General features: G+C 60.1%; 20 protein-coding genes and 5 pseudogenes. 12 read left to right on the forward strand and 13 right to left on the reverse strand.

Translation table 11 applies throughout. The annotated features are described in order from the left end of the window. Positions 1-50: 50 nt before the first annotated feature. Complete coding sequence (locus P0D84_RS16240; RefSeq protein WP_408337976.1) at positions 51-338, forward strand: acyl carrier protein; 288 nt, start codon at positions 51-53, stop codon at positions 336-338. Continuing rightward, positions 335-2,146 (forward strand): serine aminopeptidase domain-containing protein, encoded by a 1,812-nt coding sequence (locus P0D84_RS16245; RefSeq protein WP_408337978.1) that lies wholly within the window; start codon positions 335-337, stop codon positions 2,144-2,146. Before P0D84_RS16240 ends, P0D84_RS16245 begins: the two co-directional genes overlap by 4 nt. Positions 2,147-2,297: 151 nt before the next feature. Here the strand turns inward: P0D84_RS16245 and P0D84_RS16250 are convergent, their stop codons facing one another. Together P0D84_RS16250 and P0D84_RS16255 are read right to left on the reverse strand one after the other, a co-directional pair. Continuing rightward, complete coding sequence (locus tag P0D84_RS16250; RefSeq protein WP_408337980.1) at positions 2,298-3,620, reverse strand: lipopolysaccharide biosynthesis protein; 1,323 nt, start codon at positions 3,618-3,620, stop codon at positions 2,298-2,300. An 11-nt stretch (positions 3,621-3,631) separates the two neighbouring features. After that, complete coding sequence (locus P0D84_RS16255) at positions 3,632-4,564, reverse strand: Wzz/FepE/Etk N-terminal domain-containing protein (RefSeq protein WP_408337982.1); 933 nt, start codon at positions 4,562-4,564, stop codon at positions 3,632-3,634. 911 nt (positions 4,565-5,475) lie between these two features. On the opposite strand from P0D84_RS16255, the gene P0D84_RS16260 reads away from it, so the two are divergent. From P0D84_RS16260 to P0D84_RS16280, 5 genes and pseudogenes are all read left to right on the forward strand, one after another. Continuing rightward, positions 5,476-5,919, forward strand: a complete 444-nt coding sequence (locus tag P0D84_RS16260) for a helix-turn-helix domain-containing protein (protein ID WP_408337984.1) — start codon at positions 5,476-5,478, stop codon at positions 5,917-5,919. A 19-nt stretch (positions 5,920-5,938) separates the two neighbouring features. Next, positions 5,939-6,466 (forward strand): IS630 family transposase, encoded by a 528-nt coding sequence (locus P0D84_RS16265; protein WP_408337986.1) that lies wholly within the window; start codon positions 5,939-5,941, stop codon positions 6,464-6,466. A gap of 223 nt (positions 6,467-6,689) precedes the next feature. After that, complete coding sequence (locus P0D84_RS16270) at positions 6,690-7,004, forward strand: transposase (protein WP_200655180.1); 315 nt, start codon at positions 6,690-6,692, stop codon at positions 7,002-7,004. Further along, positions 7,001-7,432 (forward strand): IS3 family transposase, encoded by a 432-nt coding sequence (locus P0D84_RS16275; protein WP_408337988.1) that lies wholly within the window; start codon positions 7,001-7,003, stop codon positions 7,430-7,432. The genes P0D84_RS16270 and P0D84_RS16275 overlap by 4 nt, the downstream gene beginning before the upstream one ends. Before the next feature lie 642 nt (positions 7,433-8,074). Then, a pseudogene (locus tag P0D84_RS16280) lies at positions 8,075-8,377 on the forward strand (group II intron reverse transcriptase/maturase); the annotation flags it as partial. A gap of 17 nt (positions 8,378-8,394) precedes the next feature. Here P0D84_RS16280 and P0D84_RS16285 read toward each other — a convergent pair. The 9 genes and pseudogenes from P0D84_RS16285 to P0D84_RS16325 all read right to left on the reverse strand — a co-directional run bounded on the left by P0D84_RS16285 (position 8,395) and on the right by P0D84_RS16325 (position 14,488). Beyond that, a complete protein-coding gene (locus tag P0D84_RS16285) occupies positions 8,395-8,823 on the reverse strand; it encodes a hypothetical protein (RefSeq protein ID WP_408337990.1) in 429 nt (142 codons plus the stop codon). A gap of 139 nt (positions 8,824-8,962) precedes the next feature. Further along, positions 8,963-9,121 (reverse strand): hypothetical protein, encoded by a 159-nt coding sequence (locus P0D84_RS16290; RefSeq protein ID WP_162826291.1) that lies wholly within the window; start codon positions 9,119-9,121, stop codon positions 8,963-8,965. Positions 9,122-9,237: 116 nt separating this feature from the next. Continuing rightward, positions 9,238-9,549, reverse strand: a complete 312-nt coding sequence (locus P0D84_RS16295) for a hypothetical protein (RefSeq protein ID WP_096509064.1) — start codon at positions 9,547-9,549, stop codon at positions 9,238-9,240. Then, positions 9,546-10,378 (reverse strand): annotated as a pseudogene (istB, locus tag P0D84_RS16300) (IS21-like element helper ATPase IstB). The gene P0D84_RS16295 and the pseudogene istB overlap by 4 nt, the downstream one beginning before the upstream one ends. Continuing rightward, complete coding sequence (gene istA, locus P0D84_RS16305) at positions 10,375-11,886, reverse strand: IS21 family transposase (RefSeq protein ID WP_459252211.1); 1,512 nt, start codon at positions 11,884-11,886, stop codon at positions 10,375-10,377. The pseudogene istB and the gene istA overlap by 4 nt, the downstream one beginning before the upstream one ends. 142 nt (positions 11,887-12,028) lie before the next feature. Continuing rightward, positions 12,029-13,483 carry a recombinase family protein gene (locus tag P0D84_RS16310; RefSeq protein ID WP_408337992.1) on the reverse strand — a complete coding sequence of 485 codons (1,455 nt, stop codon included), beginning with the start codon at positions 13,481-13,483 and terminating at the stop codon, positions 12,029-12,031. Next, positions 13,480-13,680 carry a hypothetical protein gene (locus tag P0D84_RS16315; RefSeq protein ID WP_408337994.1) on the reverse strand — a complete coding sequence of 67 codons (201 nt, stop codon included), beginning with the start codon at positions 13,678-13,680 and terminating at the stop codon, positions 13,480-13,482. Before P0D84_RS16315 ends, P0D84_RS16310 begins: the two co-directional genes overlap by 4 nt. A gap of 135 nt (positions 13,681-13,815) precedes the next feature. Then, complete coding sequence (locus P0D84_RS16320; protein ID WP_408337077.1) at positions 13,816-14,148, reverse strand: DUF6788 family protein; 333 nt, start codon at positions 14,146-14,148, stop codon at positions 13,816-13,818. 52 nt (positions 14,149-14,200) lie between these two features. Beyond that, positions 14,201-14,488 carry a Y4bD/Y4pK family protein gene (locus P0D84_RS16325; RefSeq protein ID WP_408337996.1) on the reverse strand — a complete coding sequence of 96 codons (288 nt, stop codon included), beginning with the start codon at positions 14,486-14,488 and terminating at the stop codon, positions 14,201-14,203. Between the two features lie 29 nt (positions 14,489-14,517). On the opposite strand from P0D84_RS16325, the gene P0D84_RS16330 reads away from it, so the two are divergent. From P0D84_RS16330 to P0D84_RS16345, 4 genes and pseudogenes are all read left to right on the forward strand, one after another. Next, positions 14,518-14,910, forward strand: coding sequence for a reverse transcriptase domain-containing protein (locus P0D84_RS16330; RefSeq protein ID WP_459252213.1), 393 nt, complete (start codon positions 14,518-14,520; stop codon positions 14,908-14,910). Between the two features lie 327 nt (positions 14,911-15,237). Further along, positions 15,238-16,377: pseudogene (locus P0D84_RS16335) on the forward strand (recombinase family protein); the annotation flags it as partial. Between the two features lie 577 nt (positions 16,378-16,954). After that, the gene (locus tag P0D84_RS16340) at positions 16,955-17,767 is read left to right on the forward strand and encodes a reverse transcriptase domain-containing protein (protein WP_408337997.1); all 813 of its coding nucleotides are present in this window, start codon (positions 16,955-16,957) and stop codon (positions 17,765-17,767) included. 68 nt (positions 17,768-17,835) lie between these two features. Next, positions 17,836-18,297, forward strand: a pseudogene (locus tag P0D84_RS16345) (IS3 family transposase); the annotation flags it as partial. 173 nt (positions 18,298-18,470) lie between these two features. Here the strand turns inward: P0D84_RS16345 and P0D84_RS49055 are convergent. Further along, positions 18,471-18,694, reverse strand: a pseudogene (locus P0D84_RS49055) (IS110 family RNA-guided transposase); the annotation flags it as partial. A gap of 347 nt (positions 18,695-19,041) precedes the next feature. Here P0D84_RS49055 and P0D84_RS16350 point away from each other — a divergent pair. Next, positions 19,042-20,367, forward strand: a complete 1,326-nt coding sequence (locus P0D84_RS16350; protein ID WP_408337999.1) for an IS110 family RNA-guided transposase — start codon at positions 19,042-19,044, stop codon at positions 20,365-20,367. A 69-nt stretch (positions 20,368-20,436) separates the two neighbouring features. On the opposite strand, the gene P0D84_RS16355 is transcribed toward P0D84_RS16350, so the two are convergent. Then, positions 20,437-21,171 (reverse strand): Crp/Fnr family transcriptional regulator, encoded by a 735-nt coding sequence (locus P0D84_RS16355; protein ID WP_408339858.1) that lies wholly within the window; start codon positions 21,169-21,171, stop codon positions 20,437-20,439. Positions 21,172-21,863: the final 692 nt, after the last annotated feature.

Below are 21,863 nucleotides of genomic sequence, written 5' to 3' on the forward strand. Positions count from 1 at the left end.
ATAGCATTAGCACATCGAATCTAACAACGTTCGGATTTTTGGGAATAAAGATGAAAGCCGAATTGCGCCGCATTCTCTCGGAAACGGGCTGCCTGGACGTTCCAGTCGAAACCCTCAGCGATAGCGACGATCTCTACGCTGCCGGCTTGTCTTCGCTTGGCTCGGTCCGCGTCATGATGGCGATCGAAGAGGCGTTCGACATAGAGACACCGGGTGACTTGATTACCTACGACCTCTTTCGGAGTATCGATTCCCTCGTGAACACGATTGGCCTGCTTCGCGCCAGAGAAGTGAGCGGCGCGGAGGCAACCACACACACGTGCGCCGACAAACTATGACAAGCAATCCAACGACGACGCCGGTTACCTTCGACGGTTGCCTGGGGTGGCTTCATCAGCCAGCCAGCTCTCAGGCCAAAATAGGCGCGGTGTTGTGCAGTCCTTTCGGCTACGAGGCGCTGTGCGCTTACCGTGGCTGGCGCGAGCTTGCTGACTCGCTGGCGGCAGGCGCTGGCATTCCCGCGCTGCGTTTCGACTATCCCGGCACTGGCGATTCGAAAGGCAATCAGGAAGACCCTCAGATCTTTCGTGCATGGATCGACAGTATCAAAGCAGCGGCAGCGTATCTGCGAGCCACTACCGGCGTCGAACGCCTTATCTTTTGCGGCGTGCGCCTTGGTGCGACGCTAGCGGCCATCGCAGCGGAAGAAATGGGTGGCGTCGATACCTTGGTCATGATAGCGCCCGTCATAACCGGCAAGCGTTATGTGCGGGAACTGGCCATGCAGCACAAGAGCTGGCTCAGCACTGCTGACGGCCTCCGGGTCGCGCACTCGAATGACGACGGACCTGCTGTTGGCGCCTACGGTTTTCAGCTCTTTCCGGACACACTCGAACAACTGACAGCAGTCGACCTTGAGAAACAGGCCGGGCACGTCGCGCGGCGTCTGCTGCTCCACGATACCTTCGACAACGCACACACAAACCGGCTGCTCGAAAGTTACCGTCGTCAGGGTGTCGAGGCGGACTTGCAGATTTTTCCCGAGTATGACAAGCTCCTAGTCGATTCTTGGTACAGCCAGCCTCCCCGGGAGGCGTTTAACACCGTCCTCACGTGGTTGGGCTGGCCGCCTGGCACGCAGGCCCAGCCCGCGCCCGACACGGTCGCCCCCGCCGCCGGTGCACGGATCGATTTCGCGGCTGGCTATGAGACGCCTGTGGTGTTCGGCGGCGCGCGCTACGTCGGCGTGTTCTGCCGGCCGCGCCGCCCGCTTCAAGGCGCCCCTGCCGTGTTGTTCGTCAACACGGGCGGTGTTCATCGCATCGGCGAAGGACGTGTGGCCGTGCTGATGGCGCGCCGGCTCGCCGCGCAGGGTATCGCCTCGCTACGTATGGACTTGGGCGGCCTGGGCGATAGTCAGCGCCGCGACGATTCGCTGACGCTCGGCGCCGTGTACGCCCGTCACGGCGTCACCGATGCAAAGGTCGGCGTCGACTGGCTATTGAAGGCAGGCCACCCGAAAGTCGTCATGTTCGGCGTCTGCTCGGGAGCATACGTCAGCATTCACACGGCCTTGGCGCATCCCGGCGTAGTGGGCTGCATGTCGGTCAATATGCCGTTCTTCATATGGCGCCGTTCGCTGATGCGGCCGGGAGCTCGCTCTGTCGAATCCAGCCTCGTCTATTGGCGTGCAATCCGCGACCTGCGCAAGTGGACCCGACTGCTGACGGGCCAGGTGAACGGGATGGCGATCTTCCTCGAACTCGCGCGCCGCCGGTGTGCACGCGTGCTCGCACGCGCAAGCGGCCCATTCGAACGCTGCATCGGCTTCGCGACCTCGACCGGCGCCATCCGCCGGATCATGACGGGCCTCGAGCACAAAGGCGTTCAGACGTCACTGATATACGGCTCGCTCGACGCAGGGCTCGAGGAGCTGACGATTCATTTCGGACCCAACGGCAGCGAACTCGGAGTGCTGACCAACGTGACGACGAAAGTGCTGGAGCGGGTGGATCACGCGCTCTTCTCGCGCTCGGCGCGTGAGGCCGTGATCAATCAATTCGAGCAATTTCTCCACGAAAGAATTCTCGATACTGAGGAAGTTAGCGAGTTGTGTGCCGCCGTTTTGCGTACGAGTTCACCGTAATTGTGGTGAACACGGCGGCCCCGAGTGGCGGCTGCTGTGGTGCGGCTTGGTCTTGTAAGGCGCCGAACCCAACGGGGTGTCGGCGCCATTTTTATTGGGCTTTAATGGGGCTTTTGCGGTGCAGCGTCAGATCGCACGTTTTCTGTTTTCGTCAACCTTCCTCATCGGTTTTTCTAGCCTCCACGCCAACACCACACGCAAAACGTAACTTCGCAAATGCGCGGGCAAACTCCCGGCTGGGGCCTGTGAGCAGGCCAAAGCGAGCTGCAAGGAAGAGCAGCGTCAGGGATAGCGTGCCCTCACTGATCACTCGCGCCAACGCCATGCCCATCGCACCATGCCGAGGTGCAAGATAAAGCGCCGCGGCCAGATTGGCGAGCCCGGACGCCACGCCGGCCAAGGCGAGCGAACGGTCTTTTTCTAGCGGGACAAAAACGTAAAAACTAATGAATTGATTGAACGCGGCAAAGGGAAACATCCACGCAAAGCACTGCAACACACGAGCGCTCGGTGCGAACGCCTCACCGAGAATCAATGGCAATAGCAATGGCGATAGCGCGAGCGCGCCACACAATGCGAGCAATCCGTAGCCGATCAGCAATGCACCGCCCCGACGAGTCGTCGCCGCCGCGCCGTCATGGTCACCTTGCGCAAGCTGCCGCGAAATGGTCGGAATGAAAACCTGCGCTGCAGGGCCCATGAGACTCAATCCAATGGCGGCAAACCGCTCTGCAGCACCGAAGTAGCCGACTTCTGTCGGCGTTGAAAGAAGCGTTAGAAGATAGGTGGAAAGGGATACTAGAATCACCGATCCCGTGGAGTAACAGAACAGCATGGTAGAGCTACGGATCAGCTGATTGACGCCGTTCAGGCTGATTCGCGGTCGTCCAATGTCGACGATCGTCAGTCCATACGCAATCGCCGAACATGTCACGCCTGAGATCAGCAAACTTCCCAATACCCATAACGAATCCGCAGGACCGCGGACAAGCGACAACACTAATACGAGACTCATCGCGAATCCAACAACCTCAAGCATGATCGGAGTGCGGAACCGATGGCGCCCCTGGAAAAGCCAAGCGGGATTCGACCCGTTCACGATGCCCAATACCGTCGCGAGGATACCAATAATCGGACGTTCTGAAAGAACCGGCGAGCAGAACGTGGCGATCAGGCCAACTACCCCGCCGAGCACCCCCAGCAACGCCCGGGCACTCACATGCAAGGAAAAAATCGCATTATGTTCGGAGCGCTCCTGCGCCCTGGATAAGTCTCGCATACCGACAACGGCAAAGCCGTAGCCTACCAGCATCCAGATCACATTCATCAGCGACATCGCCGCCAGCACACGACCGTATTCGGTCAAGCCAAGTACGCGCCCGTAGAAGGGAATCACAACACCGAGGTACATGTACCTCATGATGTATCCGCCGTACACGAATACCAGTACTCGAGTATTCTCCGTCCTTTCCATAGCTGTTTCTCTTAAGCCTCTCTGAGTCTCCAGGCATGCATTGGCAAGCACTGCCGCGACGCCGAGGAAGCGGGTTCGAAATATGGCGAACCACTTAGTTCGACAGGGGCAAGCAGGGGAAGAGGCGCCGATTGTATAAAGCAAATATGACCGATAAGCGTTCTACGTCCACCTCGCGGATCGCGTCCTGATTGATGTTTTTCACCTTTGAGTTCTTCACTGACCGGGCCGTGGTCGATTAGGCTAAAAAAGCCACGAGCTGCTTGCGACACGTGTCGGCATCGGTCAGGAGAACGCGCACGCCAATTTCCGCGTGCAGCCCGGCGAGACGGGTCGACAATATGCGCGCCACCCGTTGCACTGGCGCGCCGCATGGACAGCTGTTCGCCGTTTTGCACCCTGTCTACGTAGATCGTTTGCGCTGCCTTGACGTCACCAGCGAGGTCGACGTAGGTTCGCTCCGATGTCGGACTGCCCCCGAATCGCGATTCGAACGCGCTCTTCGCATCGTTCAGCTGCTTCAACTGTTTATCGACGCTCGTGACGTGACCGTTACCCGCTGTGGAGTCCTCCAAACACGTTGGAGCGTCCACGTTTCCTGCCAACAGATACCCGTCGACCAGCTTCAACCAAGGTTCGGCAAGTACCCTAGGTACAGCAAATTTTTTCGCCATTGCACCCAGAATCGGAAGCGACCGGGAAGTAGTCGATATGTTGTAATCGAAGCGCTGAATGAATGGCTCCGCAACCGAACGGCTTGGCATCGCTGCTATCTCATGGACAAGAATGGGGTCGGAGCCAGGCTTCGCCGATCCAGCGGGGAAAACCCCAAGTTCATTGAGGTCGGGCGGATCCACGCGGATGAGCGCCGTGGTCGTATACATTGGCGTTGCAAAAAACACATAGACACTCGCGAGCGCTACCATTAACCGGTACAGCAACAATCTCCACCTAGCGATCGCGCATCAGGTGAGGAATTTCGCGCGCCAATAGAAAACGACGGTCGCGGTCCGATTGGACTGCAATCGAATGGAAAGGCAAATAGTCCATCGACGTATTCCTCAAATTGGAACGGTGGTTCGCCAGCCGATTACCCAGAGGCCCCCGTAAAATGCATTGATCAACTATCTCGGCACTCCGAGCGATTGCGACACGTCAGATCAGGCCCCTGAACCGGGCGAGAACATGCTCGACATGCCTGAAGCGAGTAAAATAAAGGGCGTTGCCGTACAAGCGGCACCCACTCGCCTTCTTCACGTGTCTCCACGACGATAGCGACCCGCGCTCAGCCACACTGTGCGCGAGCGCACGCTATGCAAAGCATGGCCGAGTCCGAGGAGAATCAGATCGTCAATCCCCCATGGCCGGAAGTGACAGATGCGCTGGACTGACGAAAGAGCGCACTGCATGTCGCAGTTCAGGATCGCAGTTTTAAACGGGGAGTTCTCCCTCTGCCGCATCTCACGGTTCGAGATTAGGTGCCGCGTGTCACGGCAAATGCATCGGGGCAGCATTGTCAGGCCGCCACTACCCAACGACAGAATAGAACAGACCACGCAACCCTGCCGCAAGCCAGAGCGAAGTGACGGGATCGATCTCCGCAACCTTGCACGTTCTAGGATGCCACTTCCTTGCGCGACTGAAAGAAAAAATTATTGGTCGTCTCGTGGCGTCCTGGACCGTGCGACACATAATGCGCATACAAAAACGCCAACGAGCAGACCCAATATAAAGCATAAGAAATGTGTCAAAACGCCCAGCATTTAAGTGTGTCGAGTAAACGAATTTCAGAATGGCGAGTCTGAGAGGCAATCTCATCCTGACCGCCTGCCTGCCCGTGAAATGTGCCGTTGAATTGACCGAAGCGGAGAAGAAGACCTTGCAACAGCTGTCGCGCAAGCATCCTCATCAAGACTTTCGGACCCGTGGGCTGGGTTTGCTGGAGCTTGCCAGCGGCCGGCGGGTTCATGAGATCGCGGTCGAGCTCGAGGTGAGCGACAAGTCGCTGTACAACTGGGCGCATTCCTGGAACGACAGGGGCCTGTGTGGTTTGCTGACCGGACATAAGGGCGGGCGGCCCCGCGCGTTGTCTGATGCCTTGATCGCCACTGCCGTCGAATCGGCCCGCGCCGAATCGATGACACTCAGGCAGATTGCGCTGCGCATTGAGGAGGTACATGGCCAGCCTTTGCCATGCCGCCTGGAAACGCTGTCGGTGGCGCTCAGGCGCGCGGGGTTTTCCTACAAGCGTGGCCGCTACTCGCTCAAAAAAAACGCGACGAACAGGAGTTCGCCGTGAAAGCAGACACGTCTCAAAGTTGCAGCAGGCCGCCCGCGATGGGGCGTGCCGCCTGATCTACTTCGACCAGTCGGGGTTCTCCGCTTCGCCGCCGGTGCAACGTGGCTGGTCGCCTATTGGTGAGCCACACCGTGTTGTTCCTCAGCCGCATTGCAGACGCTCGGTCCTCGGTGCATTTGATTTCGGTGCGAACCTGCTCAGGCATGAAGCCCGCAAGGCAACCATCAAACGCCCCGACATCATCCAGTTTCTTGATCAGATCGCGCAGGAAGGCAAGCCCGGTTTGATGACGGTCGTGGTGCTCGACAATGCCTCGATTCATCACAACATCGATCAGGAAACGATCGACCGGTGGTTTCTCGAGCATCGCATGGTGCTCTTCTATCTGCCGCCCTACAGTCCCGAGCTGAACCTGATTGAAATCGTCTGGAAGCACGCCAAGTATCACTGGCGACGTTTCGTCACCTGGACGAAGGAAACCATCGATGCTGAGATCGCGAAGCTGCTCGCCGGCTATGGCTCAGAATTTGAAATCCGTTTCGCCTGAACACTTACCTGGTCCTTGCAATTGAGGCGAGATTGAATGAATAACGATTCACCACGTTCGCGATTTACTGGAAACCACCGCGCGCAGCCGGTAGCGCCCACCACGAGATTGACGATGCCCTGTTCAGCCAGCCAGCGGTGCAGCCAGAAACCGTCGCGGCCTGCTTCATATGAAGTTGACCCGCAAAAACGGACGCCTATCCTTTTGAAGAGGAGGTGCCGAAATGGGCAAGCATCGTACCCCGTACCCGGCGGAATTCCGGGCGCAGATGGTTGAGCTGGTGAAGGCCGGGCGCACGCCGGAGGAACTGGAAAAGGAGTTCGAGCCGACCGCGCAGACCATCTACAACTGGGTGGCACAGGCCGGTCGCGATGCGGGCGTGCGCCATGACGGGCTGACCACCGCCGAGCGGCAGGAGCTTTCGCGGCTGCGTCGCGAGAATCGGCAACTGAAGATGGAAAGAGACATCCTCTCTCACGCAGCGGCCTGGTTTGCCCGGGAGACGGGAGCCGTATCGCCGAAGGATACGGATTCATGAGAGCGAACCGGGCCCGCTGGCCCATCGCCACGATGGCGCGGCTGCTCAGGGTCTCCACGAGCGGCTATTACGGGTGGCTGGCAAGAGAGCCATCGGCGCATGCATGCAGTGACGCGCAGCTGCTGGCGCGCATCCGCACCCTGCATGCGAGCTCGCGCGGCACGTACGGCGCGCCCCGTATTCACGCGCAGCTCGCGCGTGAGGGAGTGCACGTGGGGCGCAAACGGGTGGCGCGTCTGATGCGTCTGGCTGGTCTGTGCGGGGCCAGCCGCCGGCGCTGGAAGCTCACCACACACCAGCGCGCGGGAGCGCGGCGCGCGCCCGATCTGGTGCGCCGCCACTTCAGCGCCGCCGCGCCGAACGTGCTGTGGGTGGCTGATGCCACCTACAGTATGCCCAGCCAGCATGGCCCGCCTGTACGGGGGTGAAGCTGCTTGAGCATGTCTGGAATGCAGGGCCCGGAAGGAGTTGATGGTGTAGTACCGGGGCATGCCCTTCCTCTGCTGCGAGAGGAAGTGAGCCGAAGCGGCGGTGACTTGCTGACACTGGCAAGGTGACGAAATCCGTGGGAAACGGGGCTTGCGGCGAAGCGATTACGCCAAGATGAGCCTCCAGGCTGAGCATGGGACGGTTGAGGAACACGAACCTGTTAAACCGCATCTGAGGGTTGAAGTGTCACCCTTGCCCACATCGCTTTATGGGCAGGACGCAAACTGTCGCTGTACACATGTAGGGATCGGCGACACGAGTGCTGACTGGATACGTATGCCAGTCGGTATGGAACCACGGGGAGCGCGCAGCTAGACCTTGGTGTTTGCGACGACTTGCGGCAAGCAAGGATAAAGACTGCGACAGGCAACCTCGCCCGTGTGTTGAGTCCAGCATGTGAACTGGGGAAGGTCTGCACGAATGCCAAGGGAGTGTGCCCCCGATGACGTGCAGGCTGGCGGAGCCTCCGTAGTAGTCCGAGGTCGGGAAAGCCGGCCACATGGCGAAGGGAGGCAGTTTAAGTGGTTTGCTGGGTTAATTAACTGACCATAGTGAGGTGAAGACCTTTGATAATCAGTGAAATGCAAAGCAAACTGGCGACATGGTCGACGGAGAACAGAGAGCGCAAGTTCGATCGACTCCTGAGACTGATTGCTGACAAGGATTGGCTGAGCGAAGCGGCTCGTATTACGCTGGCATCCAGCGGAGCCCGCACGCCGGGCGTGGACGGCGTTGACCGGCGCATGATGGAATCGAATCTCCAGCATGAGCTGTCAACGATACGCGATGAGTTGCTGGCGGGCTTGTATAGCCCGCTGCCTGCACGTCGCGTGTACATACCGAAGGCGAACGGCAAGCTCAGACCACTCGGCATCCCGACGGTGATTTCATAATGCACCTCTCACAGTTGAGTGTTGGAATGTTGCCGCTGCAGATGCCCTGAAGTGCGTACCCAATCCCGCAGTTGCTGCTCCTTGGCGGGATCCAGCGTGATCCACCACGGCCCCCGCCCGTCGAGCTTGCGGGCCTGGACCACTTGACGCTCGACCCAGTAATACACGACGTGTGGACTGACTGTCAGTCGATGGGCAAGCTGCTGTACCGTGAGCTCGTCCGGCCGCTTGAAGCAGGTTGCTTCAATTTCATACCGGTAACGGATCCATTTGACCATTTCAAGCGTGAACGATTTGCCAGAGGCGCTGCGCAGCCCTTCCTGATTGAGGTGTGCAACGATTTGCCGGTCAGGCAGATGCTGCGATAGTACGCGCACCCGCTCGACGAACGCGGCGGGGTAACGCATCGCGTCGGCAGCTGGCTTTGGCAGGTCCACGGTGATGTCAGTACACGCGCTGCCCTGCCAGCGGATGTGCAGTGTGGCGCGACAATCTGGATGAGAGACGCGCGACAATCAGGATGAGAATGTCGCGGCGGGGTTGATGATGCCGATGTTGATTGGCGCTGACAAGCGTTTATTGATTGACGCGCAGTTTTTGATTGACGCTGGCGCGCGTGTGCCGCGCGACAATCAGGATGAGAACGGCGCCCGAGCCGGTGAGGACGATTGCGTAATGCGTGGCGATGGCCTGGAGCACACGCTTTACGCTGTCGCGTTTGATCTCGATGAGCATCGTGGAATGTCGCCGGCGTCCAATGCCGCCAAGCCGTCGCCGGGCAGAGCCTGCAGCGCAACGCGTTACGCTGCAGGCATTCTGTGCCGCGCGACAATCAGGATGAGAACAGCGCGTCAGTCGGTGAGATCGATTGCGTAACGCGTGACGATGGCCTGGAGCACACGCCTTACGCAGTGGCGTTTGCTCTCAATGAGCCTTGTCGAAGTGTCGCTGTTATCCAATGCCGCCAAGCCTTCGCCGAGCAGGGCCAGCATCGTAACGCGTGACGCGCAGGCTTCCTCACCAATGGCGTCTATAACGGCCCGTTTGCGGCGTAAGCGGTATGCGCGTTGCCGTTGTGCGGCCGTGCGTGCGATGGGCTTCGTCGTCGAACTGTCGGATGTATCGTCACGCGTTACGAGCTGCAGATGTGCGTTGTGCTTCATTGCTGATCCTCCGGGCGCGGCGGCACGCCGACGTTGTTTGGTGTCGCGATACTGGCCGGGCGTCCCGGTCCCTGCTGCTTGCGCTCGAGGGCGGTACGCCTACGGTAGCTTTCGACGTTCAGTTCAAAGATCGTGGAGTGATGGACCAGCCGGTCGACGGCGGCTACCGTCATGGCCCGGTCGGGGAAGATACGGTCCCATTCGCCAAATGGTTGATTTGCAGTTAGCAAAAGAGAGCGGTGCTCATACCTGGCGCTGATGAGCTCGAACAGCACCGACGTCTCGGCCTGATCCTTGCTGACGTATGCAAAGTCGTCCAGAATAAGGAGATCGAATCGATCCAGCCGGTTGATGGCGGACTCCAGCGACAGCTCGCGGCGTGCGACCTGCAACCGCTGCACGAGATGGTGGTACGGGCGAACAGGACCTTCCAGCCGTTCTCCAGCAGGCTCAGTCCAATGGCCGACGACAAGTGCGACTTGCCGCCTCCGGACGGCCCCAGAAGAATCAGGTTGGCGCCGTTGCGCAGCCAGCCGTCGCCAGCGCAAAGCGCCGAGACGTGCGCTCTCGACACCATCGGCACCGCGTCGAAATCGAAGTTCTCCAGCGTCTTGCCCGGCAGCAGCCTGGCGTCCCTGAGGTGACGTTCGATGCGACGTCGATCGCGCTCGGCGATCTCGTGTTCGGCCAGCGCCATGAGCAGGCGCGCCGCGGGCCAGCCTTCCGTGTCGGAACGCTCGGCAAAGCTCGACCAGATCTGCTTGATGGCGGGCAGCCGCAAATCGTTGAGCAGCAGCGACAGGCGGGTGGCGTCGAATTCGTGATTCATGCTGCCACCTCCATTTGCAGGCCAAGCAGGGCCTCGTAGTCGCGCAACGAAGGCAGCTGGACGTTCACCTGCGGCAGGCTCGCGGGTTTCGCTTCGAAACGGGAACTCAGCGCGTGCAGATCGGGCAGTTGCCCGTCGGCCAGGCACTGCTCGAGTGCCTGCGCCAGTTGTGCCTCGCAGTTGCGCTCGTGGGCCAGGCTGAGCAGTTCAACCATGGTCTTGCATGCCGCACGCTCAGGCAGTTGCTCGCACAGGCGTTCGAAGGTCAATCGATAGGCCTCACGCGGAAAGACCTGATCGCGGTAGACCAGGTTGAGCAGCGCCATGGGCTTGCGGCGCAGCGCGTGGATGATGTGCCGGTAGTTGACGATGTGGCCGTGCTTGCCACTGGGACCCGGACGGCCGCGCTGCAGCGTCATCAGGGCGGTGCTGCCCAGGAACAGTTCCAGCCGGTCGTCATACAGCCGCACGCGCAGTCGATGACCGATCAGCCGGGACGGGACGGTATAGAACACCTTGCGCAGGACAAAGCCGCCGGTGGAGCTGACGTACACACGCGTTTGCTCGTAGTCCGTCGTGCGCTGCGGCGGCAGTGGCTGAAGCTGCGGGCGCTCGGCCTCAATGCGCTTGCCATTGCGCGCGTTGATGCGACAGACGTGCTCGTCGATGAAGCGGCGATAGGTATCGAGGTCGTCGAAGTCTTTACTGCCGCGCAAAAGCAACGCATCACGCACCGCGTTCTTGAGGTGGCCGTGAGGGCTCTCGATGGAGCCGTTCTCATGGGCAACGCCGCGGTTGTTGCGCGTAGGCTGCATTCCGTAGTGAGCACAGAGCGCTTCGTAACGCGTGGTGAGATCGTCGCGCGCTTCGCGTTCGAGATTGCGGAACGCCGCCGACAGGCTGTCGCTGCGGTGCTCGCGCGGTGCGCCACCGAGCACCCACAACGCGTTCTGCAGCCCTTCGGCCAGCGCGACATAGCTCTCGCCGCCGAGGATGACGTGAGCGTGCTCAAAGCCCGAGCAGGCCAGCCGGAAATGATACAGACGGTGGTCCAGCGCGACACCCGCCACGGTGACGCCCAGGCTGTCCATCTCGGTGAAGTCGGACAATCCGAGGCGACCGGGCTCGTGCACCTGGCGGAACATGACGTCACGCTCCTCGCCATGGAGTGCCCGCCAGTCGCGAATACGCCGCTCGAGCGTGCGACGCACGTTGCCCGGGAGGTCTGGATGGCGCCGAAGCATCTCGTCCAGTACGGCCACGGGCCGGATGCCGGGAGCGGACTGGAGCAGCGGGACGATCTCGGCGTCAAAGATTGCTGCCAGGGGATCAGCACGGCGACGCGTGCGTGGCGCCTTCTTCTTCGATGGCGGTCTTGGGTCCTGTTCGATGCGATAGGCAGTGGCGGCGCTGAACCCGGCGCGTGCGCCTGCCCTGGTCGGTTGTTCCTTGCTTCTGTACTTCATATAGAGCCTCATCTGGTGGTCGTTGACGTGACGCCCGGGCACCGTAGCCTCCCGTGAAATGGAAGGTTCCTTCATACCCGATCCACCGCGACCACCGACAAGGCTCCCCGACGACGGGGATCGGCGCGGCGTGGCGGCAGCGGTTTCCGGGCTACGCCCTCCACCGCTGCCGCCACGCCAGTTCTCATCCTGATTGACGCGCTGTTCTCATCTTGATTGACGCGCGATAGTGCAGCACGGCTTGTCTCGCGGCAGATACTTTCTCGACCGTGATGTCCCGGATGAGTAGTCGCAACATGCGCTTGCGATCCTTCGCTGATGTCGTTGGCGCGCGCCAGAGACGCGGCAGATTGCGCGCCAGCGCGAGGACCTGGGCCTTCTGTTCGGACGTGGCGACGCGTGCCTTCTGGCTCTGGAATTGGTTGGCTTCGGTCTTGATTGCTTCGAGGCGAATCATCGCGTCGTTCCAGCGCCGCTCGAGGGTGCCCGCGACCAGACGGTTGGCCGGGTCACATTCCTGGTAGCGCCGTTCAGCGAGTGCGACCTCATACTCGGCGCGTTCAATGCGCATGTGCCACTGACGCATGATGGCGCGATCGCGCTGTTCGAGTTCGTTCAGGGCAGTGACGGCGAGCTTGAGTTCGGCAGGCTGTAGGGCGGTGAGTACAGCCTCGCCAATCGCGTTGTCAAGGAGATCGCTGCGCATGCTCATGCAATCGGTGGTCGCCAGACCATCGCGGCGACGCGCACTACACAGGTACTGTGGATAAAGGCCACCGTTACCCTGGTACCGCACGGTCAGCGCCCGGCCACAGCGGCCGCATATCGGCATCCCCTGAAGCAGTGCCAACCCTTCACGTGCCGCACCGCTGAGCACGGTACCTTCGCCGTTGGTCCGATTGCGCGCCAGGCGTGCCTGGTTGCGTTCGAAGTCCTCCGGAGTGATATATCCTTCGTGATGGTCGGGCAGATGGACGCGCCAGTCCGCCTTGGGTACCGGCTGCACGCGCTTATGAACCTCTCCTTGTGGGGTGATGCGCTGACGATATTGGTACCGTCCAAACACATAGACTCCTGCATAGGAAGGATTCCTGATCAGACCGAGTACGCGTTCGTGGCTCAGGCGCCCCCAAATGAGTCGGCCTGCCCAGGCGCCTCCATAGGCCCGCTTTGGAAAGCGCAGGCCATCTTCAGCAAAACGCTTGACGACCGCGTATGCGCTGCCGGTCTCCTGAAACAGACGAAATGCCAGTTGCACGGCGCCGCGAACCTCGTCATCGGGATCCAGGACGATGCGGCCGTCATCGGTATAGCACAATCCGACAGGCAGCGGAAAGCGCAACTCACCCTTCTGGGCCTTGTTCAGCTTGCCGCCCTGGAGGCGGCCGCGCAAGAAGTGCAGTTCGGCCTGCGCCATCGTTCCTTTGAGACCGAGAAGCAGGCCGTCGTTGAAGTCGCCCGGGTCGTAGCAACCATCGGCGTCGATCACCAGGGTATGAGTGAGCGCACACAGTTCGAGCAGGCGATGCCAGTCTAGGTTTGAGCGCGCCAGTCGCGACACTTCCAGTGCAAACACTGCGCCCACTTGCCCCATCGAGACATCCGCCACCAGCGTCTTGAAGTCCTCGCGGCCCGTCATCGCGCCCCCGACTGACCGAGGTCGCGGTCCAGCGTGCGGATCGCGGTCTCTGGCCAGCCCAGCGCCAGTGCTTTGTCCTTCAACGCATACTGACGCTCGGTGCTCTCCTGATGGTGTCGCACCTGGGCCAGCGTCGACTGGCGAATATAGATGTACGCCGGCTTGCTGTGATGTTGCGAGGTGATCTTGCTGTTCATCGACGGCCTCCTCGGTCGGTTCCAGCGCGGGTCCGGCGGTGATCCAGGCCTCGAGCATGTTGGCGATGAGTACGCCGGCCGGTGAGGATCGACGGATTGGGTGAGTGACAGCGACGACTGGCTCACCGCCGCCTCTCAGAGCGCCTCGCGGCGGCGTAAGAGTTCGCGGTTGATCTCGCAGATCTCCTCGATGATCTCGCGGACGCGGTGATAGTTCGCCAGGCGTTCGGTGACGTCGGCGTAATCGGCCTGAGGCACGTAGTCCATTTGCGGTCGGCGCCCGGGAAAGCTCACGGACAGATAGTACTTGGGGCCATGACCGGGACCGTCGGCGCACTTGCAGCCAGGTTTGCCGCAGCGTTTGTAGCGCTCGATGAGCGAGCCCCGCAGGAGTGTCTCCAACGCCGGCATCTGCTTCAGCAATTGGGCGCGGCGTCTGCGTAAGGCGGATGATGGAGTGTCTTCCATAAGCGGACCACGTTAACGACTGGTCTGATAGTAGGATAGGACGATCCATTGATCAAGCTCCTTTGGTGGATGACTTCCTGGAGGACGAAACGGCAAACTGGTCGACTAGGTCGATCAGCTCCAGCAACATGCCCAGATCGAATCGGCACACGGTGATGCTGGCGTCGTCCTGGACGAAGGGTGCGCCCCAGTCGGTCCATTCGCGGGCAATGCTGAAGCTGCCGCGTTCCACATGACCGAGGAGCAGTGTGTCGACGCCCGCGACACGGCGCTCCTTCAGAACGGGAAAACGTTGACCTCTGAGGGGATGGAACGGGTGACGAATCTCAGCCCAACCCAAATGCCCGTTGAGCGCTTGTGCAGTTCGCGATGACCGTCCCTTGTCTACGGGATCGGATTGTGCAAAGGGCTATGCTGATGGTCATGGAGCCTATCTGGGAGAGTGACTTCCATTCGGCTTCATACGGCTTCAGGCCTGCCCGTAGCGTACACCACGCGATCCGTGCGGTGAAGCTTCAGTTGCAGGACGGTGGTGAACACAGTGTTGCCGGACGTTGGGTCATAGAGGGCGACCTCGCCAGCTACTTCGACACCGTTCATCATCGTTTGCTTCTGAAGGGAATCCGCAAGCGGATCGCCGATCAGCGCTTCCTTGCCCTGCTCTGGAAGTTCATCAAGGCGGGCTGCGTTGATCGTGATCTGTTTCGTGCCTCGAGCGAAGGTGTTCCTCAAGGCGGTGTCATAGCACTGCCAACAACATAGCAAACTCGCGGGTAAAATGGGGCCTGCGCATTTCAAGGGAGTGTCTGGCACCGTGGTCCAGAGGATGGCCTGACGTCGATGCGGTTCTCGTCCTTGAGACCCTCGCTCCCGCCGACAGGGAGGCGCGACAATGACCCGAGGACGACGTAAGAACTGGCGTGTCCGTCTTGCCTTTGAACCGAACCGGTATGCCGGCGAACAGCTGCAGAAGGCGTACGAGCAGCTCAGTCCGATAGATTCACGCGCTACGGCACAGCCATCCGCTGTTCGGCCCGTGGCGACACGGCGAGCGGCTATCAAGCGAGGTAAGCGATGAGCAACGCTGCAATGGTCGCGCTCTACGCGCGGGTATCCTCCGAACAACAGACCAAACGCGGCACCATTGAGAGCCAGATTGCCGCGCTGAGGGAGCGCATTACCGCTGACGATGCGCATCTTGTCGACGACATGTGCTTCATAGACGCCGGGATAAGCGGTGCGACGCTGATCAGACCGCAGCTAGAGCGACTCAGGGACCGTGCCGCACTCGGGCTGGTTGATCGGCTGTACATCCTGTCTCCCGACCGGCTGGCGCGAAAGTATGCACACCAGGCATTGCTGATGGAGGAGTTCTCTGCGTGTGGCGTGCAGGTGGTGTTTCTCAATCATGAGATTGGCACGACACCGGAAGAGTCGCTGCTGTTGCAGATGCAGGGCATGATTTCGGAGTACGAACGGGCAAAAATCACCGAGCGTAATCGACGCGGTAAGCTTCATAGCGCAAAGCGCGGAAGCGTGAATGTGCTATCGACGGCTCCCTATGGTTACCGTTATATCCGCAAGCAGCTCGATGGGACTCCGGCCCAGTACGTGATTGAACTACCGCAAGCGGCGACGGTAAAGACTATCTTCCAGTGGATCGGGATGGACCGGCTGAGCATAGGCGAAGTGGTTCGTCGTCTTGCCGAGGCGGGCACGGTGACGGCATCCGGCAAGCTGTACTGGGACCGTAGTGTGGTATGGGGAATATTGCGTAATCCCGCTTACATGGGGCGGGCCGCGTTCGGTAAAACCCAGTCTCGTGATCGCCTGCCGCATGTCCGCGTGCGCACCCAACGCCACAGCGCCGATGTGCCCAGGAGGGCATACTCGACAACATCCACGGACCCGCAGCAGTGGATCGAAATCCCGGTGCCGGCGATTGTCAGCGAAGCGATGTTCCATTCAGTCCAGGAGCAGCTTGCCGAGAATCGCAAGCTGGCGCGCCAACGCCGCCAGAACGCGCCGATCTACCTGCTTCAGGGGCTGACTGTTTGTGGGCAATGCCGTTATGCGTACTACGGCAAGAAAGTCAGCAAGGCGGCGGCCAAGGGGCATCAGCGAGATTATGCTTATTACCGCTGTGTCGGAACCGATGCCTATCGCTTCGGTGGTCAACGCATCTGCGACAACCTGCAAGTGCGAACGGATCGGCTCGATGACCTCGTATGGCAGCAGGTCGCGGATCTGTTGAGGCATCCGAGTCGACTGAAGAAGGAATATGAACGACGACTGGATGCGATGGAGCGCAATGAGAATAGTGGCTTCGATACGGCCAGCCTGGAAAGGCAAAGGCTTCAGTTGGAGAAAGGCAAGTCCCGGCTCATCGACAGCTATGCCGACGGTATCATCGACAGGACGGACTTCGAGCCGAAGATACAGCAGTTGAAGAACCGGCTAGAGCAGGTCGATCAGCAGATCCAGGAATCCCGGCAGCACGGGGTGGCTCAAAGTGAACTGTTTCTGGTCATCAACCGGCTGGAGGAATTTGCAAGTGCCGTTACGGACAAACTCGCTACGATCGATCTCGCAACGAAGCGCAAGATCGTACTGGCTCTGGTCAAGCGTGTCGAAATCCACAAGGATGAAATCCTCGTCGTATTCCGGATCGATCCGCAGCCCGGAGGTCTCCTCGCAGGCGAGAATTCGAATGATTCAGACGATGGAGTGAAAAGTATGCAACATTGTAGGCGGCGTAATCTCACCCCTGTTATCCAACATCATGCTGCACGAATTCGATGTGTGGATGGAGAAGAACTACCTGAGCAAGAAAGTGCGGAAGGATCGGTGGGCGTGGAACTTCGCAATTCTCAAGCAGCGTCCGATTACTGTTCGAGAAAACCGGCAGTGGAAACCAGCTATTGCCTACTGTCGGTATGCAGATGACTTTGTGATTGTGGTTAAAGGCACGCGTGAACATGCCGAGACAGTACGTGAAGCATGTCGCGGGTTCCTCGAAGGCGAACTGAAGCTCACACTGAATATGGAGAAGACCCATATTACGCACGTGAACGACGGCTTTGTCTTCCTCGGTCACCGCATCATCCGCAAGCGTGGGGCACGCGGTCGCATGCGACCTGTGACAACCATTCCGTGGGAGAAGTATCGGGGCTTTGCCGGGCGGCTGGTCACACAGCTGTCGGGCAACTACAGCATGAACCGGATGGACCTGATGGAAAGCCTGAACCGGCAGCTTGGCGGCTGGGCTGCCTTCTATCAATACACCGACTTTACGGCCACCATATTTAGAAAGCTGGACCGGGTTGTATTCTGGAAATTCGGATATTGGCTTGCGCGCAGGTATCGGCGCGGCTTCAGGTCGCTAATGCGCGACCATATCCGGGCGCCAGAGCCGGGCAAGGCCACGACATGGATGTTGCAAGGCCAGAATAGCCGGGGTTGGTATGGGGCGGTGGCGCTTCGGCGTCTTGTTACCAGTCGCAAGGGCCGTTTCACCTGGCGCACCCCGATGGAAAATCCGTACATCATGCGCGATGAAACACGCAGCACCATTGAGTCGCGCTATGCCGATGTCGCCTTTGCTATGAGCAACACTTGAATGGAGAGCCGGATGCGCTGAAAGGCGCAAGTCCGGTTCGGGGAGGAGAGGCAGGGAAATAGTTCGACTACGCCCTGTCTCTTACTCCACTACCGACCCGCGTCGGGTTTCTGTATCTGGCCGTCGTGCTTGATGTATTCAGCCGGCGTATCGTGGGCTGGGCAATGTCTAACCATCTGTACACCGAACTGATGCTACGCGCACTGGACATGGCATTGTTGCAGCGGCGGCCCGTGGGCGTGATCCATCATTCGGACCAGGGGTGTCAATATACGTCGATTGCCTTCGGACGCCGCTGCCGCGAGGCAGGCGTGCAGCCATCGATGGGCACCGCAGGCGACGCCTATGACAATGCGATGTGCGAGTCGTTCTTCGGCACGCTCGAAGCCGAGCTGCTCATGCGCGAACACTTCGATACCCATGATCAGGCCAGGCGGCGCATCTTCTCCTTCCTGGAGGGCTGGTACAACGTACGCCGCCTGCACAGCAGCATCGGTTATCGCGCACCGCTCGAATTCGAAAGCCTGCATGCGCAGGAGCAAACGCCATCGCAGTGCGGGTTGCCCACCGCCGGGCAGCGTCACGGTCGTGACAGGCGACCCGCCGCCCGGCCGTGGACAACCCGAGATCCAGCAAGCCATGGAGGATCAACAACACATTAAACCCAACTGCAAATCTGTCCGTCCAACCGGGTCAACCTCACATAACAGCTGTAGACGGGTGCGTCGGCGCCGAGTGGCAACGCGCCCTGGCGATGGCGGTGAGAACCGCCGTGGTATCACCGGCGGCGACCGTACAGCGGCTGGGCGCGCGCTGGCCATCACCCAGTGAGAGCTTCCAGTTCTTCTCGCCCAGTTCAAAAGCCATGTACAGGCGGCCACCTGCCGTCGTATTCTGCCCACGGGGGGCTGTGTCAGGCGTATCCATTTGCGTGCTCCTTCGGAGAAAACGAGTGTGCAAGTCCCGTTTTACTCCAGTCGGGCTTTCTGTCGCTGCCCTCCCACATAGCTTCCCAAGGCCGGCAATCGTCCCCGGTGTTCCGGAAGAAACGACGATGCGCTATAACACAGGCGGCAGCGCCCCGATGACCGGCAGATCACTGGTGCCCGCATGCGACGTCACTAGACGCCGCGTGACGAGCCCGGCACATAGCATGGTCCGGGAATCGTCGGTGACATTGGTGAGCGGCGCGAGCTGCATCCCGTTTGAGAGATCGAGTCGATTCAGACGCTTCCCCCTGGCGCTGCCCTGAACCAACCAGCCGGGAGCACGCCATGGCCATGCGCAAGCGGGAAGACGATGAGGTGTATCCAAACGCCGCCGGGATCGATGTGGGCGCGTCCAGCCACTGGGTGGCAGTCCCCCGGACGGCTGATGACCAGCCCGTGCGTGAATTCGGCGCCACGACATGCGAGCTGCACGCGATGGCCGACTGGCTGCTTGCGTGCGGCGTCGATACCGTGGCGCTCGAATCCACCGGGGTGTACTGGATCCCGGTCTACGAGGTGCTCGAGCAGCGCGGCCTGGCGGTCTGGCTCGTTGATGCGCGCCAGATGAAGTATGTCCCCGGCCGCAAGAGCGGCGTGCAGGACTGCCAGTGGCTACAGAAGCTGATGAGTCTCGGACTGCTGCGCGCGGCCTGGCGGCCTGCCGGCGAAGTCTGCGTGGTGCGTGCAGTAGTGCGGCAGCGTGAGCTGCTGCTCACCGAACAGGGCAGCTGGATACAGCGCATGCAGAAGGCGCTGGTGCAGATGAACCTGCAGCTCACCGAGGTACTCACTGACGTGATGGGCGTGACCGGGCAGGCCATCATCCGCGCCATCGTCGCCGGCGAACGCGACCCGAAAGTGCTTGCGCGCTTCCGCCATAAACTCGTCAAGGCCAGTGCTGATGACGTCATCAGCGCGCTGACTGGCAACTGGCGCGAGGAACACCTGTTCGTGCTCGGGCAGGCGCTGGCGATGTTCGACAGCCTCGCCCAGCGCATCCTCGAGTGCGACACCAGGATCGAGGCGCTACTGGTACCGCTGGGGCGTCACAACGTCGAGCTGGCCGGGCCGGACAAGAAGCGCCAGAAGAACACCCCACGGTTCGACGCCCGCACGGCGCTCGCGCGCTGGGCGTGCGTTGACCTTACGCGCATCAACGGCCTGTCCGTGGCAACCGTGATGACAGTCCTTTCCGAGATTGGCCCGGACCTGAGCCGCTTTGCCAATGTCAAGCACTTCTGCTCGTGGCTACGCCTCTGTCCCGCCACGAAAATCAGCGGCGGCAAGACCCTGTCTTCCGGCACCCGACCCTCTGCCAACCGCGCCCGGCAGGCGCTGAAAATGGCAGCGATGAGTTTGTCGCGAAGCGATTCGGCGCTCGGTGCGTTCTACCGGCGGTTGTGCGCGCGTATGGACAAACCGCGCGCCAACACCGCGGTGGCCTACAAGCTCGCTCGCATGGTGTACTTCATGCTCACCCGCGGTGAAGCGTTCGTCGACCAGGGGCAGCAGCGTTACGAGGAACAGCAAAGGCAGCGCAGCATCGCGGCCCTCAGGCGACGTGCCTCCGCCCTCGGATTCCAGCTCCAGCCAAACGCACCCACTCCCTGAAAACCAAGCTTGTCCACACGGTTTCTTGAGAGCATCTAGGTGTCGTTCCGGACGCGGATATTCCGCTGCTTAACGCTTGACTTCCATTGCAATTATGCGTGGCAAGAGTCGATCGAACTCGCGTTTGACGATCTCATAACACTCGCACGCCCGCGCCTCGAGTCCAGTTCGATCGAGAATCCTGACACGGCCACGGCTGTGATGGATGAGGTCGGCTTCGCAAAGCTTGCCGGCCGCCTCAGTCACACCTTCGCGGCGCACGCCAAGCATGTCGGCAATCAGTTGATGCGTGACGTGCAAATCGCTTGTGCCCGAGCGGTCGATGTCAACCAGCAGCCACCGGCACAGTTGCTCGTCCAGTCGATGCAGCCTGTTGCACGCCGCCGTTTGTGCGACCTGTGTCAGAAGAACCTGCATGTACAACAACATCAGCGAGCGCAAAGTCGCACAATGGCGCAACGCTTCGCGCAGTGCATTTGAGCTAATTCGATAAGCAAAACCTCCGCATTGAGCCTGAACGCTGGCTGCCATGGTGTCTCCACCTGTCAGGATCGGTACGCCCGTCGTGCCGTCCCTGCCGATCGCGGCGATTTCCACCGAACTGCCGTTTTCCATGGTCTGCAGAAGAGAGACAATCGCAGTGACCGGAAAATAGGTGGTACGTATCAGCTCACCTGATTTCGACAGCAGTTGACCCGGACTCAACTCAACGAGTTCAAGCCGAGGAATCAGCGCTTCCAATTCATGCGTTGGGAGCGTCTCTAGCAGACGGTTACCACGGCGGTATGACTGACATGTCGTCATCATTTCATTTACCTAAGTGTCGCTGGCTTGCGTATGGCAAGCCGCCACTCGAATCGAGGAGGAAATGACGGTTCGCTTCCCTCACGCGCGCTGTCGGCAAACAGAAGCGGTAATGGAGACGCTCAAAGGTTGCACGGATCATCGTGTGCCTTAATCTCGCAGTGCGAGCATAACCGGCAAAGAATGTCGCAGCAATGGCACGGGCGGATTAGCCCGCACGATCGGCGGAATTGAGAGGACTTATTTGCGTTGAACGTTCGTTCCTGGGTAGTACGCGCAAGCCGTTTTTTGTAGTAGATCGCTGGAGAAGTCGACGTCAGCCGAAAGGTCGACCGAGCGCAGTTTGAAATTACAATATGTCTGATTTATCAAGGGTATCCGTCGTCGCCCGCTGGCGAGATCATTTCAGATTCTCCCGCAATGGCCTTTGCCTAGCGCTACCAGAATGCCAATTCAGAATCCGCCCGCCGGCATCACTGTGAAAGGCCCAGACGCCATCGGCTCGTCCGGTGAATGCGCCTTCGGCCCGTGCGCAGCCGCCGGGGAAAAGCGCTGTAACCCAGTGGTTGTTGCACTACAGCAACCATCAAACGATCACGCGGCCGCGTCGCATTTAGAAGTACAACGACGAGTAGCAGATTAATAAACGCAGTCTGCTGCCTGAATCGCGCCGCGAAGAGCAGTCTTCAATT

The organism is Paraburkholderia sp. RL17-337-BIB-A (assembly GCF_046025895.1).
GTDB lineage: Bacteria > Pseudomonadota > Gammaproteobacteria > Burkholderiales > Burkholderiaceae > Paraburkholderia > Paraburkholderia fungorum_C.

Coding starts and splice junctions, on each gene's coding strand:
- P0D84_RS16250 (WP_408337980.1), bottom strand. CDS start 3,620: ATGGAAAGGACGGAGAATACTCGAGTACTGGTATTCGTGTACGGCGGA.
- P0D84_RS16320 (WP_408337077.1), bottom strand. CDS start 14,148: ATGGAAGACACTCCATCATCCGCCTTACGCAGACGCCGCGCCCAATTG.
- P0D84_RS16240 (WP_408337976.1), top strand. CDS start 51: ATGAAAGCCGAATTGCGCCGCATTCTCTCGGAAACGGGCTGCCTGGAC.
- P0D84_RS16330 (WP_459252213.1), top strand. CDS start 14,518: ATGACCGTCCCTTGTCTACGGGATCGGATTGTGCAAAGGGCTATGCTG.
- P0D84_RS16340 (WP_408337997.1), top strand. CDS start 16,955: ATGGAGAAGAACTACCTGAGCAAGAAAGTGCGGAAGGATCGGTGGGCG.
- P0D84_RS16310 (WP_408337992.1), bottom strand. CDS start 13,483: ATGACGGGCCGCGAGGACTTCAAGACGCTGGTGGCGGATGTCTCGATG.
- P0D84_RS16295 (WP_096509064.1), bottom strand. CDS start 9,549: ATGAAGCACAACGCACATCTGCAGCTCGTAACGCGTGACGATACATCC.
- P0D84_RS16355 (WP_408339858.1), bottom strand. CDS start 21,171: ATGACGACATGTCAGTCATACCGCCGTGGTAACCGTCTGCTAGAGACG.
- P0D84_RS16245 (WP_408337978.1), top strand. CDS start 335: ATGACAAGCAATCCAACGACGACGCCGGTTACCTTCGACGGTTGCCTG.
- P0D84_RS16290 (WP_162826291.1), bottom strand. CDS start 9,121: ATGCTCATCGAGATCAAACGCGACAGCGTAAAGCGTGTGCTCCAGGCC.
- P0D84_RS16270 (WP_200655180.1), top strand. CDS start 6,690: ATGGGCAAGCATCGTACCCCGTACCCGGCGGAATTCCGGGCGCAGATG.
- P0D84_RS16315 (WP_408337994.1), bottom strand. CDS start 13,680: ATGAACAGCAAGATCACCTCGCAACATCACAGCAAGCCGGCGTACATC.
- P0D84_RS16275 (WP_408337988.1), top strand. CDS start 7,001: ATGAGAGCGAACCGGGCCCGCTGGCCCATCGCCACGATGGCGCGGCTG.
- P0D84_RS16350 (WP_408337999.1), top strand. CDS start 19,042: ATGGCCATGCGCAAGCGGGAAGACGATGAGGTGTATCCAAACGCCGCC.